Annotated in this window: 20 protein-coding genes and 1 pseudogene; 8 read left to right on the forward strand and 13 right to left on the reverse strand. The window is 46.6% G+C overall.

All coding sequences use genetic code 11. From position 1 onward, the window contains the following. Positions 1 to 73: 73 nt before the first annotated feature. From MTP38_RS07975 to MTP38_RS08005, 7 genes are all read left to right on the forward strand, one after another. Complete coding sequence (locus tag MTP38_RS07975; RefSeq protein WP_015573038.1) at positions 74 to 1,606, forward strand: hypothetical protein; 1,533 nt, start codon at positions 74 to 76, stop codon at positions 1,604 to 1,606. A 268-nt stretch (positions 1,607 to 1,874) separates the two neighbouring features. After that, positions 1,875 to 2,360, forward strand: a complete 486-nt coding sequence (locus MTP38_RS07980; protein ID WP_249233215.1) for a hypothetical protein — start codon at positions 1,875 to 1,877, stop codon at positions 2,358 to 2,360. A gap of 77 nt (positions 2,361 to 2,437) precedes the next feature. Further along, complete coding sequence (locus MTP38_RS07985; protein ID WP_249233216.1) at positions 2,438 to 2,695, forward strand: PqqD family protein; 258 nt, start codon at positions 2,438 to 2,440, stop codon at positions 2,693 to 2,695. A gap of 64 nt (positions 2,696 to 2,759) precedes the next feature. Continuing rightward, positions 2,760 to 3,131, forward strand: a complete 372-nt coding sequence (locus MTP38_RS07990; protein ID WP_249233217.1) for a hypothetical protein — start codon at positions 2,760 to 2,762, stop codon at positions 3,129 to 3,131. Beyond that, the gene (locus tag MTP38_RS07995; protein WP_249233218.1) at positions 3,128 to 4,843 is read left to right on the forward strand and encodes an ABC transporter ATP-binding protein; all 1,716 of its coding nucleotides are present in this window, start codon (positions 3,128 to 3,130) and stop codon (positions 4,841 to 4,843) included. Before MTP38_RS07990 ends, MTP38_RS07995 begins: the two co-directional genes overlap by 4 nt. Before the next feature lie 4 nt (positions 4,844 to 4,847). Then, positions 4,848 to 5,801: a hypothetical protein gene (locus MTP38_RS08000; protein ID WP_249233219.1), complete on the forward strand. Its 954-nt coding sequence runs from the start codon at positions 4,848 to 4,850 to the stop codon at positions 5,799 to 5,801. 11 nt (positions 5,802 to 5,812) lie between these two features. Continuing rightward, entirely contained in the window at positions 5,813 to 6,997 is a 1,185-nt protein-coding gene (locus tag MTP38_RS08005; RefSeq protein WP_249233220.1) for a nucleotidyltransferase domain-containing protein, read from the forward strand. Positions 6,998 to 7,154: 157 nt separating this feature from the next. Here the strand turns inward: MTP38_RS08005 and MTP38_RS08010 are convergent, their stop codons facing one another. The 10 genes and pseudogenes from MTP38_RS08010 to MTP38_RS08055 form a co-directional block, all read right to left on the reverse strand. Then, on the reverse strand, positions 7,155 to 7,742 hold the full coding sequence (locus MTP38_RS08010; RefSeq protein ID WP_249233221.1) for a hypothetical protein: 588 nt from the start codon (positions 7,740 to 7,742) through the stop codon (positions 7,155 to 7,157). 2 nt (positions 7,743 to 7,744) lie between these two features. Then, positions 7,745 to 8,128, reverse strand: coding sequence for an SMU1112c/YaeR family gloxylase I-like metalloprotein (gene gloA2, locus MTP38_RS08015; protein ID WP_249233222.1), 384 nt, complete (start codon positions 8,126 to 8,128; stop codon positions 7,745 to 7,747). Positions 8,129 to 8,259: 131 nt separating this feature from the next. Continuing rightward, positions 8,260 to 8,580: a hypothetical protein gene (locus MTP38_RS08020; protein ID WP_249233223.1), complete on the reverse strand. Its 321-nt coding sequence runs from the start codon at positions 8,578 to 8,580 to the stop codon at positions 8,260 to 8,262. A gap of 48 nt (positions 8,581 to 8,628) precedes the next feature. After that, positions 8,629 to 8,820, reverse strand: a complete 192-nt coding sequence (locus MTP38_RS08025; RefSeq protein ID WP_107000188.1) for a hypothetical protein — start codon at positions 8,818 to 8,820, stop codon at positions 8,629 to 8,631. Positions 8,821 to 8,838: 18 nt separating this feature from the next. Then, positions 8,839 to 9,432, reverse strand: coding sequence for a hypothetical protein (locus tag MTP38_RS08030; protein ID WP_249233224.1), 594 nt, complete (start codon positions 9,430 to 9,432; stop codon positions 8,839 to 8,841). Positions 9,433 to 9,624: 192 nt separating this feature from the next. After that, positions 9,625 to 10,242 (reverse strand): VanZ family protein, encoded by a 618-nt coding sequence (locus MTP38_RS08035; protein ID WP_330221113.1) that lies wholly within the window; start codon positions 10,240 to 10,242, stop codon positions 9,625 to 9,627. Further along, positions 10,243 to 11,145, reverse strand: coding sequence for a sugar phosphate nucleotidyltransferase (locus MTP38_RS08040; RefSeq protein ID WP_249233225.1), 903 nt, complete (start codon positions 11,143 to 11,145; stop codon positions 10,243 to 10,245). Positions 11,146 to 11,167: 22 nt separating this feature from the next. Continuing rightward, entirely contained in the window at positions 11,168 to 13,036 is a 1,869-nt protein-coding gene (gene glmS / locus MTP38_RS08045) for a glutamine--fructose-6-phosphate transaminase (isomerizing) (RefSeq protein ID WP_249233226.1), read from the reverse strand. Between the two features lie 89 nt (positions 13,037 to 13,125). Then, on the reverse strand, positions 13,126 to 14,511 hold the full coding sequence (gene glmM / locus MTP38_RS08050) for a phosphoglucosamine mutase (protein ID WP_442900514.1): 1,386 nt from the start codon (positions 14,509 to 14,511) through the stop codon (positions 13,126 to 13,128). 13 nt (positions 14,512 to 14,524) lie between these two features. Beyond that, a pseudogene (locus tag MTP38_RS08055) lies at positions 14,525 to 14,866 on the reverse strand (nucleotidyltransferase); the annotation flags it as partial. Positions 14,867 to 14,966: 100 nt separating this feature from the next. Between MTP38_RS08055 and MTP38_RS08060 the strand changes: the two are divergent. Continuing rightward, on the forward strand, positions 14,967 to 15,434 hold the full coding sequence (locus MTP38_RS08060; protein WP_249233227.1) for an ImmA/IrrE family metallo-endopeptidase: 468 nt from the start codon (positions 14,967 to 14,969) through the stop codon (positions 15,432 to 15,434). Between the two features lie 154 nt (positions 15,435 to 15,588). Here the strand turns inward: MTP38_RS08060 and MTP38_RS08065 are convergent, their stop codons facing one another. The 3 genes from MTP38_RS08065 to MTP38_RS08075 all read right to left on the reverse strand — a co-directional run bounded on the left by MTP38_RS08065 (position 15,589) and on the right by MTP38_RS08075 (position 17,181). Further along, the gene (locus MTP38_RS08065) at positions 15,589 to 15,918 is read right to left on the reverse strand and encodes a hypothetical protein (protein WP_249233228.1); all 330 of its coding nucleotides are present in this window, start codon (positions 15,916 to 15,918) and stop codon (positions 15,589 to 15,591) included. A 67-nt stretch (positions 15,919 to 15,985) separates the two neighbouring features. Next, positions 15,986 to 16,477 (reverse strand): hypothetical protein, encoded by a 492-nt coding sequence (locus MTP38_RS08070; protein ID WP_249233229.1) that lies wholly within the window; start codon positions 16,475 to 16,477, stop codon positions 15,986 to 15,988. A gap of 5 nt (positions 16,478 to 16,482) precedes the next feature. After that, positions 16,483 to 17,181 (reverse strand): hypothetical protein, encoded by a 699-nt coding sequence (locus MTP38_RS08075; RefSeq protein WP_249233230.1) that lies wholly within the window; start codon positions 17,179 to 17,181, stop codon positions 16,483 to 16,485. Positions 17,182 to 17,270 lie beyond the last annotated feature (89 nt).

Consider the following 17,270-nt stretch of genomic DNA (forward strand, 5'->3'; position numbering starts at 1 on the left):
TTATTCACACTCTTGTGATAAAATTTACTACAATAAAGAGCGTGATAGCACTAATTTTATGGGGGGATGCTTAATGAATAGAATTTTGAAAAAATTTTTACAGCGGGGTGTCGATTTAAGTCCTGTGGGAGTTGAACTCCGTGAGGATAATACAAATTATTTTTGTACCCCAAAAGGGGCATCGGTTTTTGGATGGGCAGGGATAGATGGTATCCACTTCTGTTTCATTCGTGGATTTGGAGAGATGGTTTTCTCTGTCAGCCCCATGAATACTTCTCCTGATTATGTTCATCCAGTAGCTGAAAATTTTACCGACTTTCTGCGGCTTATACTGGCTTGTGGTGATGTGGCGGCAGTGGAACAAGCGTGGATGTGGAACGAAGCACAGTTTGAAGCCTTTCTCAATGAAAACCCTACAACCCAGGAACAACAGCAAACTTTATCGGAAATTTCAGAGAAGATGAATTTGTTGCCTATGGAACAACCGTGGACATATATCAAAAACCTGCAATCTTCCTTTGATTACAGTCAGATTAAATACACAGAAGATTATTACGATAATGATATGACTTCAGAGGCAGAATTGGTTGCCCCTGAATGGAAGGTCTACTTTGATGGAGATTTCTGGGGACATCGAGGTAAAGACCGTGCCGGAAAAGAGATCAAGCTGGATAAACAATTCGATTGGGCTGGATATCATTGGGTAATTCCGGCAGCTTATTCATGTAGCAAAGGACTTGTCGTTGATTTTTGTATGCGAGTTGATTCAGAAAGCATCCGTGACTTCATGAAAAAATGGAATCTGGACTGGGAAAATGACTCATGTGAAAATTTTACCCGTGAGCAACAGATGCAGATGGAATGGGAAAACCCACTTTGTTTTAACTTCAAACCTTGCTTGAAGTTAAACGAGAAAATATTACAGACAACCCATGGCTGCGCTGTGAGCTTTAATCCTTGTCTGCCAGATGGCGTTATCAATGAGTTGGAAGCAAAATGGGCAATCGACCATTATGGGCTGGATAGTACTTATGGCTGGGTCATATGCAGAGACGTATTTCCTTGGGGAACCAAGCATCACCCTGAAATCAATAAACTTTTTCTTACAATGGAGCAGCAACCAGGACAAGTTCCAGGCTCACATTTCAAAGTTCACGCACCCGGAGATTCATTTATGTTTTCCCATCCTGTTAGCGGAATAACCCATACACTGACCGTGCAGGAAATAGAACAGCAGACAGTTCCTCAAAATAGTTTTGGTTCTGATCGCTGGATTTATCCGACACATTATATTGCCATGAGTTATACACTTACCCCTGAACCGATGGAGAACATTTCGGTTTTTGACTGTGATGAAGGCGATAGACCGATAGAAGTTACACCAGACGATCATTCGTTCCGTCCAGTTGGCAGTAGTTCCTGTTTTGTTGTTGGTGTTATTGGTGGTGCAGATGGTCCGACAGCAGTTATATATGGAACAAATTCACAAGAAAAACTTCATGCTGCTTGTTCTGCTCTGCACTTTGAACCGGTTGGTGATGATGTCGAGTGGCGTATCGTGTTCAATGTTACGCAGTTTGACAAAGAAACATTCCCAATTATCTAAAAATACCCTTAGAACTCTAAGGGCGCACTTCTATACTCTCCTATCGGGAGTATGTGCGTCCTGCGGAGCTTCATTCCCAGTCAGCAGAAGAAAACTGCATGACCGAGAATGTTGCGTCACTTCGTTCCGTCAAGGTGGCTACACCCCCTTGCGCCGCTAAAGCGGCTATCCCCTGTGGACTTGCCGTCCGCAAACGGTTTTGACAAACCGTTCGCCGCCAGCAAGTTTGAAAATCAAGAATCTTAATTTGATAAAGGAATGTGATTCTATGAAAAAGAAATTACCCATAATCCTCTTGGGTGTTATTTTGGCTTGTGTGTTGGTTTTCGGTTTCCTTTATGCAAACAATGACATTGGTAAAACCGCAAACAGTTTAGAAGCAGACATTCGCCAATCTCAAAAAATTTTGGATGATTGGATTGTTGATGGAAGCATTTCCGACACAATGGCTGCATTTATTTCTTACCCACAGGACAAGACAGACCACACTTTTTCTGTCTATGTAAATCGCCCTGGCTTGTCTTTTGGATATTTCTTCCGTGGTGGTGGAGATATAGTTGAGGTTGATGATTACATTGCAGAGTTTGTTGTTGAGGGAAATAACGAAAGGGCATGTGTAAGCATGGAAAAGTACACAAAGGCTCAGATGGAAGTCATCGAGTTTGAGGCCGAGGATGTTATCACGACCAGCTGTGGATTCGACAACTGGTGCCCAGGCTATTCCTACCATCCCTGCCAGACCGAACTGAGCTGATCTTTTACAGAAGGCAGGTCGTTTCGGCGGCCTGCCTTCTCTTGAAAAAACACCGTTCTAAGAAAGGACGTTTAAATATGAAACTGAAAGATACATTTGTCACGCAGGAAATGGACGGCGAGCAGGTGATGGTAGAAGCCGGCGGCGGCTTTGCCGGCATGGTGCGCAGCAATGCCACCGCCGCGTTTATCATTGACCAGCTCAAAACCGAAACCACCAAGGAAGCCATTCTGGACGCTATGTGCAAAAAGTACGATGCACCCCGCGCTGTGATGGCCGAGGATGTGGATATGGTCATCAACAACCTGAAAAAAATCGGTGCGCTGGATGCGTAAATCGACCTTTGAAGAGGAGATTGCGCACAATGGCTTTTTGCTTTACCGCAATGTAGGCGACAGTATGCTGCCGCTGATCCGGCAGGGCAAAGACCTGCTGCTTATCGCCCGCAAACCGGAAGGACGACTGAACAAATACGATGTGCCGCTCTACCGCCGGGATAGCGGACAATATGTGCTCCACCGTATTTTGAAAGTACGCAAAAACGATTATGTCCTCTGCGGGGACAACCGCTGGCAGCGGGAGACCGGCATAACCGACCGGCATATCATCGGCGTGCTGACGGCAGTGATCCGGGATGGACAAAAGCTCCCGGTCACGGATCAGCGCTACCGACTGTATGTGCATCTGTGGTGCGATCTGTTCTACCTGCGCGCGGCGGTGCTGTGGTGCCGTGACCTGCCCGGAAGAATAAAAAGGAAGCTGTGCCAATGAAACAAAGAAACACCTTACAATGGCTCAGCATCGTAACGGGAAAAGCCAAGCTTCTGGTAGGCGTTCTGGTTGCAGTACAGGCGGTGCTGAGCGTTTCCAGCATCGCCTTTGCCTTTGTACTGCGGCGCATTATCAACATGGCCGTGGACGGGGTGCAGGGCGGTTTTTGGGCATCGCTGGCGCTGCTGGTGGGCATCCTGCTGGGGCAGATCGTGTTAAGCGCGGCGAGCCGCTTTTTGAGTGAGTACACCAGCGCCGCCGTGGAAAACCGCTTCAAGCACCGGCTCTTTGCGGCACTGCTCACCGGGAACTATGCGTCGGTCACGGCGGTGCACTCCGGCGAGTGGATGAACCGCCTTACATCGGACACCACCATCATTGCAGGCGGTGTTACGCAGATCGTGCCCGGTCTGATCGGAATGCTGGTGCGGCTGTTCGGCGCACTGGCAGCCATCTTATGGCTGGAACCGCGGTTTTTCTGGGTGCTGGTGCCCGGCGGTGTAGCCATGCTTGCGCTGACGTATGGATTTCGGAAAATTCTGAAACGCCTGCACAAAAATATTCAGGAAGCGGACGGCACCCTGCGGGTCTTTTTGCAGGAGCGGCTGGAAAGCCTGCTCATCGTGCGCACCTTTGCAAAGGAGCAGCAGACTGCGGCACAGGCGGCCAGCTTGATGGAACAGCACAAGGCCGCGCGGATGAAGCGCAGCAACTTTTCCAACCTGTGCAACATCGGGTTTGCCGGTGCGATGAACGGCGCATATCTGCTGGGCATCGGCTTTTGCGGATACGGTATCCTGACCGGAACGATGAGCTACGGAAACCTGATGGCGATCATGCAGCTGGTGGGGCAGGTGCAAAGCCCGTTTGCCAACATTACGGGGTATCTGCCGCGTTATTACGCCATGCTTGCCAGCGCGGAGCGCCTGATGGAAGCGGAAGCCTTTGCACCGGACAGCGAGCACCCGCTTGCAGAGGAAAAAGTGCTGGAGTTCTATCGCACCAAGCTGACGGCGCTCCGGCTGGAACACGCCAGCTTTACCTATCAGCCGCCTGTCCGCGCAGAGGAAGAACAGCCGCCCATGCCTGTGGTACTGAAGGACATTGACCTGACCATCCGCAAGGGCGAGTACATCGCGTTCACCGGGCCGTCCGGCTGCGGCAAAAGCACGGTGCTGAAATTGCTGATGTGCCTTTACCCGCTGGATGCCGGTTCACGCACGCTGGAAACCATCAGCGGCACACAACCGCTCACGGCGGCGTGGCGCAGCCTGTTCGCCTATGTGCCGCAAGGCAATCAGCTGCTTTCCGGTACGATCCGGGATATCGTTTCCTTTGGCGACCCGTGCAAAGCACAGGATGATGCCGGCATCCTCCGTGCCCTGCGCATTGCCTGCGCAGAGGATTTTGTGCAGAAGCTGGAAAAAGGGCTGGATACCATGCTGGGCGAACACGGGCAGGGGCTTTCTGAAGGGCAGATGCAGCGCATCGCCATTGCCCGTGCCGTGTTCTCAGAGCATCCCATTCTGATGCTGGACGAGGCCACCAGTGCCTTGGACGAAGCAACTGCGCAGCAGTTGTTGGAAAATCTGCGCCGTATGACTGATAAAACGGTGCTGATGGTCACGCACCGCGCAGATCAGACCGAATTTTTTGACAGGGAGCTGTCTTTTTCCAAAGATGGCATCCGACAGAAAAGCAAAATAGGGTAACATTATGAAATTTTGGAAAAGCAAGACCTTTGCGGTTGGTGTGATCATTGTTTGTTCTGCGCTCCTGATCGGACTGTCATGGATGAACCGTCAGCAGGAACGGCGGAGACTGTCACAAATGCGTGCATTGCAGCAGCAGGCCGCCCCTTATGAACAGGAGCTCCGAGAGATCCAATCCGAATTAGACAAGCGGGAGAAAGCAATTTCCGCCAACACGGATATATCCGGTGCGGTCCCCTGCTTCAGGGTATCTTCCGCGAAGGACATTGAGCTTGTAAAGAAATTGAGTGCAGGCCATGCCTTCACCCCGACGATCCTGCTGAATTGCTCACTGGATAAAGAGACGCTGCGGGACATCATCAAAGCGTCTGCTGCGGAAAATTATGATTTTGTTCTGTTTATTCATTCCATGCAGGATGATACGCTGGACACAGTAGCGGATCTTCAGGAAATGATCGCAGAATACACCACCGTATGGAAACCGATTGTTCTTTTACGGAATCAAGACGATACACAAGAAAATCGGGCGTTGCTGGCACAGCACGGATACCAGACGTTGTTCCGATACCGTACCAATCTGGACGATGGCATACAGGACGAGATCCTTTATCTTCCGTATGGGGCTCTTCTTGCCACGGTCTCCAGCAGCCGTTTGACAACTACGCTGGTTTCTGCGCACACCAGCATGGCAATTTGTTTTGACCTTGATAGTCTGCACGATCATACGTTGGCAGAAAAGGACATCACAAATTGTCTGAATGTGTTGGATGAATATGTATCCGAAAAAAAGCTGGAATACCGTGATGCTGATACAGCATTTTGGGTTCTGGCACAAAAAGAAGGAAAGACAGAACGTGCCAAAGCAGAATTTGACCGCTATGAACAGCAGCAGGAAGCACGGCTCAAAGAACTGCGGGATATTATCAGCGAAATCTACAGCCATTGGAATGAATATTGAGGAACCGCAAAATGAGTACAATGACCCAGACAAGGAAACACCTGCTTTATTTGATGGCGTGTGCGCTCCAAGGCACTTCTGCGCAAGAAGAAATTTTGGCCGATGCGGATCTGAAGCAGCTTCTGATCATGGCAAAAAAGCATTCGGTCTCTTCCATGGTCTGCATGGCATTGGAGAAAACTGCGATTTTTGCAAATGCCGATGAAACAACAAAGAAGCAATGGCTCGAAGCCAAAAATAAGGCGATCCGAAAAAATATGCTGCTGGATGCCGAGCGTAAGGCCATTCTGCATGAGCTGGAAACACAAGGCATCTGGTATATGCCCCTGAAAGGCAGCATCCTGAAAGACTGGTACCCGAAGCCCGGCATGCGGGAGATGGCGGACAACGACATTTTGTTTGACCCTTCCGGACGTGAACAGGTGCGGGAGATTTTTCAAAACCGGGGCTACAAGACTGTTTCTTTCAGGAAGGGCAATCACGATGTATATGAAAAAGCGCCTATTTATAATTTTGAAATGCATGTTTCCCTGTTTCACGGGATGTATAAGGAATTGGCCGAGCAGTATACCGAACAGTATGAGAATGTAAAAGAACGCTTACTGCCGGTAGATGGAACAGTATATCAGTTTGCCTTTACGCCCGAAGACTTTTATGTATTTGCCCTTGCACACGCATACAAGCATTACAGTCACAGCGGAACAGGTGTCCGCACACTGGCCGATATTTATGTGATGGAGCGGCATCTGGGCGACATCATGGATCGGGACGAAGTGGAACAAAAGCTGACGCAGCTTGGAATCGCAGAATATGAGCAGCACAGCCGTGTGCTGGCAGAAAAGCTGTTTTCTGCCGTTCGGCCTCTGGCAGAGATCGAACTGACCGAGGATGAAAAGGAAATGCTGCTGTACTATTGTGATGCGACCACTTACGGAACAGTCGGTAACAGCGTTAACAATCGTCTGCATGAGCTTCAGGAAGACTCAGAAGATATCACTCTCCGGACGAAGCTAAAATACTGCTGTGTACGGCTTTTTCCCGGAAGAGAATTTTGCAAATTGTATTATCCGTTTGTTTATAGTCATCCGTGGACGCTGCCATTTTTCTGGGTATGGCGAATAGTGTATAGAAGTATTGCAAACAAAAAGAATTTACAGCAAGAGTTAAAAGCTTTGAAAGCGGTCAGCAGAAGATAATTCTGTATAGAGTATCGCTGTCGGCAGTAGCATAGGCATGATATAAAGAACACCGTGCACCCTCTTTCTGTGTATCATTCTTTTTATGCGCGGGCAACCAAGACGGATGCCCGTGTTTTTTCGCTGTTTCAATGCGCTTTGTCTGGGTGAGCAGCCATCACTGCTCTAAAAGTTCCGCATAATTGCATTGCCCATTCCGGCCCTTTCGTATTTCATAGGTAAAGGGTAAACCTGAGTACGTTTTGAAACGCACACCTGCATAAAGAAGAACCACCTCCCACAGATGCTCTTCTGTCGGCTCGGTTCTCAGTTTTCTTACCGCTCTGTATCTCCGCTGCCGCTCTGCTCCTACGCTGATTTTCTCTTTATCTGCTGTGTTTGGAAAGTACACGCCTTTTTCATAAGGCAGGTACGATGTGACGGAGGCTTTGGATAGGCCAAGGACTGTTGCCGTTGAGAAAATGGAAGTTTTATAGTCCTGCTTTTTTCGATACCTCTCAAACGTGTCCTGTACCTTCTCCGCCACTTCTGATTCATACACACCGGCTGTGATGAGCAGCTTTCTCACTTTGATTGGGTTTAGGTTTAGCACATCGGCGATGGATTGGAGGGAGCAGTCCTCCTCATAGAGCGCCACAGCCGCATCCATCTGATTTTTCAGATTCTTCCTGGCATCGTATTCCGGCTTTAACTTTTTCCGGCCGCCGCCAGGCTTTCTGGCTTTATATGCTCTTTTCTCTCCCATAATTATTCGTGCAGTTCCAGCGGCAGTCCATCCGGGTCGTGGAAGAATGTCATCTTCTTGCCGGTGTAATCATCCACACGGATTGGCTCACATTCAATCCCAACTTCTGCCAGTTTTCTCACCGTCTGCTCCACGCTCTCCACACAGAATGCAAGATGACGCAGGCCACAGGCTTCGGGACGGTTCACACGCTTCGGCGGTTTTTCCTCAGCGAAAATCTCCAGTTCTGTGTGTTCATTGACACGCAGATCCAGCTTCCAGTCTTTACGCTCTGAGCGATAGTTTTCTCTGATGACAGAGAATCCCAGCTTGTTCACATAGAAATCCTTAGCTGCTTCGTAGTCAGATACGATGATTGCAATATGATGTATTTTTGATAAATTCATTTTTTCTCACACTCCATTTTTATTCTCATTTTATTTTCGTTACAAACTATACAACAACCTTCAAAAATACTGTGTGAACTCCTGGAGTTCAGTTTTTCCACACGGCATTTATTTTTTTCTTGGGTTCTTGTTTATTTCAGCTTTTCCAGAATCTCATCCGCACTCATGCCGCTGGCCAGCAACTTCTTCAGTACACTCTCGGCTTCAGCCTTCTTTGCTTCTTCTGCGGCTTTCTGATCCGCTTTGGCTTTCTTGGCTTCGAGCTTGGCTACTTCTTTCTCTGCGGACTTCAGTTCAGATTTCTTAGTTTTTAAGTTGGCTTTTTTCTCTTCGATATCCTTCTGGATTACCTCTACCTCTGCGGTAAGAGTCTGGATGACAGACTGCTTCTCTGCGATCTGGGACGCGATATCAGATTTGGTGCGGTTCTTGCTTCCTTTGGTTCTGGGCATAATATGTAGGCCTCATTTCTATGTTCATATTGTATTGTTTAGCCGTACTTATTTCTTATCCTTACAGTCCTCTTCATCCTGAGAGAATTGAAGATATTTTGTGCCTCGTATAGCGTCTGCATAATATCCACCGTCATTTTTTGTGCTTAGCTCCGCTGTACCTCGTACCATACTTTCATCCATCGGTCCACTTTTTCTGCTCGCCTCAAGTGCTTTTCTAATATCTTCTTTATCTGACATTGTTTTTCCTTCTTTCTTTTATATTCCTATAAAAATGCTAACCACCGCAAGGGATATTAACGCCACCGTGCTCACACAAAATAATCCAACACATTTGTTAAATGCTGTGTACTTCTTTTCCAAAATTGCATTATTGTTATCTGTGTTCTGAGCGTAAATACTTCCGATAAATCTTACCGCTGTCGTGTCCTTTTCATCCGGCAGACCTTCAGTTAATAAAAGTCCTGCATCTAATCGTCCGAATCTCATGCTTCTTAATAGATTGACTGACATAATAAGCATCGCAACATTACTTACAATAGCTATAACAAGTAAGATGGCATAGATTATTATCCCATATAATTCTGGTTTCGTTTGAGGCAAATTCACATTTCCAGCTTTTTCGATTTGTGTTGTCAACAGGACAAATATAAATGCACAAGCCGCCAATAGAATATATACCTTATTTTCTAGCTTTTCTGCACGTGTTACACAATAGTCATATTCAGCTTTTATTGCTTCAAAGCATATGGAAGCACTTGACTCTTCATTATTTGTTGTGTTTGCCTCCACATCGGCTACTTCCACTTGGTATATCTGATCATTTACCTTCACATTATATCTGTTTGTCATCTATTCACATCTTTTCATTATCACATCTTCACATCTCAGCCAATCCTTAGATTGTTGCCTGCTGCTCACCGCGTAGAGGTGTGTGATTATTAGAGCAGTGAGAGCCACGGTTTTCCATGGCCCCAGAGTCAGGGCACCACCTGAGACACGGTCAGTCTCATTTGCCCCATTATATCACAATTTCATCCAGTTTTACAGATGCTTTCTTGCCTTCATCGCCACGTAATACACTAAACCGCCGAGCACTCCACCTACTGTGTTGTAGAAGATATCTGATAGCTGGAATGTTCCCAAACGAAGCAATAATTGCAGCATCTCAATGCTTACCGAAAAGCAAAATGTTATCTTTCCGCTTTGCCACAGTATCTTCTTCAAGCCTTTCTCCATCTTCTCCTGGAACGTCCACATAACCACACTACTAAACGGCACCATCATGATTACGTTCTCGATACACTCCGTGGTCAGTTTTTGTTCACCATTCACTGTCCCCCAGATGCCCCAGCCGCCCATGACATCGGATAAAGGATTCATCCACAGTTGACGGTTTAACAGGGTTCGGAACAGAATAAGCGAAGTCACAAAGGCCAGGAAGAATAGTTTCCGAAAGAACACACTCTCCTTGAATTTCTGATACCATGTCATTATGGCAATCTTCCAGCCTTTTCCTGCTCCAATAGATTCATAAGCATAAAGATAGAAAAACATTGCGAGGAAGGAAAGAAGAAGCGAGAATCCAAACGGCTCATAGAGAGCAGTCAGGATGTTTGTAAGAATCTTTCCGAGTAAATCAAGCGTTTCTTTCATCGTCATTTACAGATCGCTGAACAGATCAGTCTTGTACACACCGTTCTCCAGCATCTTCTTGAAACTGTTCTTTACTGCTGCGACATCTTCATGATAGGTCATACCATACCATGTATCGTTGGTTTTCAGAACCTTCACTGACATCTTTCCCTGCTCCAGCAGTTCGCCGATGAAGATAGGAATCAGATACTCTGCTTTCAGAGGATTGCCCGGGACTTCCTTCTCAAAGAACTCTTTGAAGCCCTCTTCCAGTACATCCAGAAAATCAGGTGTTAATCCCCACATATTCATGGATACCAGAGAATTCACATCCACAGCCATGCCGTCTGCTTCTGCCCCAGTTGCAGTTTTTACAATATTCTTGGTTTCCACAACCTCGGTCAGGTTGTTCTGCTTATCCATCTTGCAGATGCCACGAGTCACGCCACCGTTATCAGACAGCGTGTTCTTCAGCACAAAGCCTGCCATGCAGGACTCACCGCCATTTACAAGATACTCATGAACAGCCTTGAAGCCTTCTTTACCATAGTAGTCATCTGCATTGATGACAATGAACGGAGTATCAATCACATTTTTCGCTGCAAGGACGGCCTGGCCAGTCCCCCACGGCTTTGTCCGGCCTTCCGGCAGAGCTCCCGGGATGTCGTTGATATCCTGGAAAGCGTAGTCCACAGTTACATTGTGAGAAGAGCAAATGGAGGTAATACGATCACCGATGACCTCTTTGAATTCTTTCTCGATATCCTTACGGATGATAAATACTACATGGTTGAAACCAGCCTCAATCGCATCATGGATTGAGTAATCCATGATGATATGTCCAGCATCATCCACCGGCTCCAACTGTTTAATTCCTGTTCCAAAGCGGCTACCGATACCAGCAGCCATGATAAGTAATGTTGTTTTCATAACTTTTTCCTCTTGCTATCTTTTATTCCACTGTCACACTCTTTGCGAGGTTTCTCGGCTTATCCACATCCAGACCCTTGGCTACAGACACATAGTAACCCAGCAACTGCAGCGGGATCACTGCCAAACTACCAACGAAGTGCTCATCCACCTTTGGAACATATACCGTGAAGTTTACCTGATCTTCGATTTCATACTTACCATAAGTAGTGAGCCCCATCAGATAAGCGCCACGGCTCTTGCACTCCAACATATTGCTGATAGTCTTTTCGTAGAGTTCGCTCTGGGTAAGCACACCGATGACCAGTGTTCCCTGCTCAATCAGACTGATGGTTCCGTGCTTCAATTCGCCCGCAGCGTATGCTTCGGAATGGATGTAGCTGATTTCTTTCAGTTTCAAACTGCCTTCCAAGCAGACTGCATAATCAATGCCACGGCCAACGAAGAACACATCGTGTGCATTGGCATACTTCGCAGCAAACCACTGGATGCGTTCCTTATCTTCCAGAGCTTTCTGCATCTTTTCCGGGAAAGTCAGAAGTTCAGAAATATAGTAGCTGTACTGCTCCTCCGTGATTTTTCCTCTCACCTTTGCGAACTGAACAGCCAAGCAGTACATGGCCGCAAGCTGTGCGCTGTATGCCTTAGTCGTAGCAACAGAAATTTCAGGGCCAGCAAGTGTGTAAAACACCTTGTCTGCTTCACGGGCAATACTACTACCCACTACATTGATGATTGCCATTGTGGTAATGCCCTTTTCTTTTGCCATCCGCAGTGCTGCCAGTGTATCCGCAGTCTCACCAGACTGACTGACAACAATCACCAGTGCCTTCTGATTGAGCGGCATCTTACGATAGCGGAACTCGGATGCAAGTTCCACACGCACCGGAATATCTGCCATATCTTCCAGCACATACTGAGTAGCCATGCCCACATGCCATGCAGAGCCACAGGCTACAATATAAATCTGCTCAAAGTTCTTAATCTCCTCTTCGGTGATTTCCACACCGGACAGATCGATAGCTCCATCTTTGATTACAGAATTCATGGTATCCTGGACAGCTTTCGGCTGCTCATGGATTTCTTTCATCATGAAATGCTCAAAGCCGCCTTTTTCAGCTGCCTCGGCATCCCACTTGATTTCTGTGGTCTGCTTCTCGATCTCATCACCATTCAGATCATAAAAGTGAGCCTCACCCGGAACGAGCTTTGCGAACTCAAGATTACCGATGTAGTACACATTGCGAGTGTATTTCAGAATTGCCGGGACATCCGAAGCCACATAGGTTTCTCCGTCTGCAATGCCGATGATCATCGGGCTGTCCTTACGCGCTACCCAGATCTCGCCCGGATAATCCCGGAACATCAGCTCAAGAGCGTAGGAACCACGGACACGCACCATCGTCTTAGCGATGGCATCAATAGGACCGAGGTTGTACTTTTTATAATAGTAGTCCACCAGCTTGATGACCACTTCCGTATCCGTCTGACTATAAAATGTATAACCGTGCTTCAGCAGTTTTTCTTTCAGTTCGGTATAGTTCTCAATGATGCCGTTATGTACGCCAACAACCTCAGACTCCACTGTGCCGGAACCGGAACGGCTACAGTTACCGGAAACATGCGGATGTGCATTCGTCTGGCTCGGCTCACCGTGGGTTGCCCAACGGGTATGGCCAATACCACAAGTTCCTTTCAGTGCATTACCGTTATCGGTTTTCTCAATCAGATTGGACAGACGGCCTTTTGCTTTCACGACCTGTGCCAGTGCTTCTCCATCCCGGACAGCCAATCCAGCCGAGTCATATCCTCTATATTCCAGTTTAGACAGGCCATCCAGCAGGATCGGTGCCGCCTGTCGATTTCCTGTAAATCCAACGATTCCACACATAGGTTTTGCCCCTCCTATTATTCATTTTTCTATGATACTTTTCCACTTACACAAAACGACTCCGGACACTGCCAGAGTCGTCATTGACTTTATACCTTATATCCCTTTTCGCAGATCACATTGACCACTTCATCAACATACTTCTGGCAGGTATCATGGTCAGGTGCTTCCACCATCACACGAACGACCGGCTCAGTGCCGGACTCACGAACCAGAATACGGCCGGTATCGCCCAGTGCCTCAGCAACCTTAGACACGGCTTCCTGCACAGCAGGATCATTCTGTGCAGCCTTCTTATCGGTCACGCGAACATTCTCCAACACCTGCGGATAGATCTTCAGCGGTGCCGCCAACTCGCTCATTGGCTTCTTCTTAGCCAGCATGACCTCCATCATCTTCAGACTGGTCAGGATGCCATCGCCGGTGCTTGCATACTTGCTGAAAATGATATGGCCGCTCTGCTCACCACCGATACGGCAGCCGTTCTTTGCCATATACTCATAGACGTACTTGTCGCCCACGGCAGTCTTAGCATAACCAATGCCCTGCTCATCAAACGCTTTGTACAGACCAAAGTTAGACATAACGGTCGTAACCACAGTATTGGTCAACAGTTTGCCACGCTCTTTCATGTAGCAGCCATAGATATACAGGATATGGTCGCCAGTGATGACATTACCCTTCTCGTCCACGCACAGGCAGCGGTCGGCGTCACCATCGAAGGCAAAACCAACATCCAGACCCTTCTCCACAACAAACTTCTGCAGACCCTCAATATGCGTAGAGCCAGCATTATTGTTGATGTTTAGACCGTTCGGCTTATTGTTTATGACATAGGTGTCCGCACCCAGCGCATCGAAAACGCTTTTAGCAATGTTCCAAGAACTGCCGTTGGCGCAATCTAAGCCGACCTTGACACCCTTGAAGGAATAGATGCCGAGACTGATCAGATAGCCCATATAACGGTTACGGCCTGCCACGTAGTCCACCGTGCAGCCGATGTGCTCACGATGAGCAAACGGCAGTTCCGTCCAATCCTTATCAAAGACATGGAGCTTTCCGTCAATGTAGTCCTCTACCAGCAGCAGGATTTCCTCGGGCATCTTCTCGCCGTAGCAGTCGATCAGCTTGATGCCGTTATCATAGTAGGGATTGTGGCTGGCAGAGATCATGATGCCGCAGTCAAAGTCATCCACACGAGCAATATAAGCCACGCTGGGCGTAGTAATGACGTGCAGCAGGTAGGCGTCTGCGCCGGAAGCAGTCAGACCTGCAACCAAACTATATTCAAACATATAGGAGCTGCGGCGAGTGTCCTTGCCAATGACAATGCGAGCAGGGTCGGTATCACCATTGCGCTCACGCAGAGCATTGTAATACCAACCCAGAAAGCGACCCACTTTATAGGCATGGTCTGCTGTTAATGTAATTCCGGCTTCACCACGGAAGCCATCAGTTCCGAAATACTTTCCCATTTTTATGTTCCTTTACAATGAATGGAGTATCAATCACTTTCTTTGCTGCAAGCACAGCCTGACCGGTTCCCCAAGGTTTTGTACGACCTTCCGGCAGAGTTCCCGGGATATCGTTAATATCCTGGAAAGCATAGTCAACAGTTACATTATGAGCGGAGCAAATGGAGGCAATGCGGTCACCAATGACCTCTTTGAACTCCTTCTCGATATCCTTACGGATGATAAATACCACATGATTGAAGCCTGCTTCGATTGCATCATGAATGGAATAGTCCATGATGATGTGATTAGAAGCATCCACCGGTTCCAGTTGCTTAATACCCGTTCCAAATCGGCTGCCGATACCAGCTGCCATGATAAGTAATGTTGTTTTTATTTTCCCCTCGTTTATTCTAAGCATTTTTATCAACCACATTCTGAGCAAATATTATAAATCCTCGAAAGGAGAGCACATTATGGATTCCATTCTTATTTACCAAGCAGCCAATGACCTCGTCCAAAATACCGGCACCCGCAACATCAAACGGATTGCGCGAAGCTGCAGCCTGGACATCCTTGAAACACCTCGCTTCAAAGATGTGCTGGGTTTTCTTTCACTCCACTTTGATAAGCCATTGATTCTTATCAACAGTCATCTTGATTCGCAGACAAAGCAGATGGTCTGCGGGTACGCTCTGGGGCATTATCTGGAGCATCAGATTCTGATGGACTTGCACACGCTGAATAAGTCTCTGGCGATTACAGACAAGCAGATCTGTCTTTATGAGCCAAACGCTTTTGCATCCCACCTGATGCTGGACAGCGAGGAAGTCTATCAGATGACGAAACGCAAGATGGATGCTGCTCAGATTGCCGATGCCAAACGCATTCATATCAATCTGGTGTTGGTAAAGCTTCTTGAACTGCATCATCTGGGGGTATGATCTTCGGCACTACCACGCCCAGCACCATGCATTTATCAAGCAGCTCAACCTGCCGGAATATTATCGATTTGATGCTGCCGGATGAATCCGTATTCCTGTAATCCTAAAACCCGTAATGAACAGGCTCGCCAAACGTTCATTACGGGTTTTTCTGTTATTTCAGTTTAGCGAGGATTTCATCAGCACTCATGCCCTCGGCAAGCAATTTCTTCAGAACGGATTCCGCTTCTGCTTTCTTTGCTTCTTCTGCAGCCTTAGCATCTGCCTTTGCCTTCTTTGCTTCCAGAGCTGCCACTTCTTTTTCGGCCTTCTTCAGAGCAACCTTCTTCACTTTCAAGTCAGCCTTCAAAGTGTCAATGTTTGCGGTAATGGATGCAATCTCAGCAGAGAGTGCTTCCTTTGCGGACTGCTTTTCTGCAAGCTGCGTCGCAAAATCAGCGGTCACAGTTTTCGGCTTATTCTTGCTACCTTTAGTTCTGGGCATAGGTGATAACCTCTTTCCTTTTTGGTTTAAGTATAGCTTTGTAATCAATATAACTTCTAGTGTATTTTTATTTCAATTTCTCTTCTGTTTCCAGTGCCGATTTTTTCAGATAGTCTTGTATTTCCAAAAGCCTCGCCTGACAAACATTGAAATCATCTGAATCAATACCATTGTTCTGTACTGCCTCGCCACTAATATACGAATTAATATAGGCCTGCAAGTTAAAGCCATCCTTATTCTGTAATTGACGAATCGCATCTGAATATTCTGTTGGTATATTTGAGTTGATTTCAGTCAAATTTGCATTAAGCTCCTGTCCGATATCGCATAAAGTATTATGTAAGCTAAGTCCTTTCTTTCCCCGTCTCGAAGAATTTGAAGCAGACAACGCTTCTGGTAACTTTATTAACATTTTTTGTACTTCAACTAATGCTTTGTTTGTCTGTGCAAAAATTGTAAGATTCTTGCTTTTCCGAAAATATTTAATTGAATTCCATGCTCCAAAAGCGGAAACAACTGCAAGTATCACGTTAATAATTGTCAAAACAACATCCAACATGCCCATTATTCTCCCAGTCTTGTTTTCTTATAGTACTGAAGAATCCGAACATAGTTATCGTACTCAGATGCAAGTTCCTGCGCATTCTCGTCACTCCATGCAAACTGTCCAATTACACCTAAAAATCCTTTTTCCTTCTTTCCCCAATACTCCTCATCTTGTAAAAATTTAGACAAGGTATCATAATCAAATACTCTTCCATCATCCACTGTTTGACAAATAAAATCAAACCAACGTTCCTCATCACAAGGATGCGATGAACCAGTAGACTTATTTGCAGTATTACAAAATAAAGTTAATTTATTTAGTGCCGATTCAGAAATATAATCAAGTGGGTTAAAGCAACCCGTTGACGGTCCGACAACTTTAATATCATCATGTGTTTGACCATACACTTTAGCTATATCATTATAAAATAAATCGAGCAACTGATTATATTCCTCAATAGTTAACTGGTTCTTTTGTAGTGGAACAATATTACAAACCTTAACATATCCGTCACGCCAGGTATCTTTTCCATAATAAATTGAGACCTCAGCATGAGGAGCTTGATCTCCGACATAATCAGCAAGAATATAATCTTTCAACATCTGATTACGTTTTGGCTTAATCCAATTCACAGGAAACACAGTATATATATTTTTTGCCAAGCTGTCTAATCCCGGTTTATTTCCCACAAAACTGAGTTCTTTATACACATGCATGAGCTATTCCTCCTCTCAATTTCTTCACATCTCAGCTGATCACCGAATCCCTGATTCTTAGATCGTTGCCTACTGCTCACCACGAAGAG

Source organism: Faecalibacterium sp. I3-3-89 (assembly GCF_023347275.1).
Taxonomy (GTDB): Bacteria; Bacillota; Clostridia; order Oscillospirales; family Ruminococcaceae; genus Faecalibacterium; species Faecalibacterium butyricigenerans.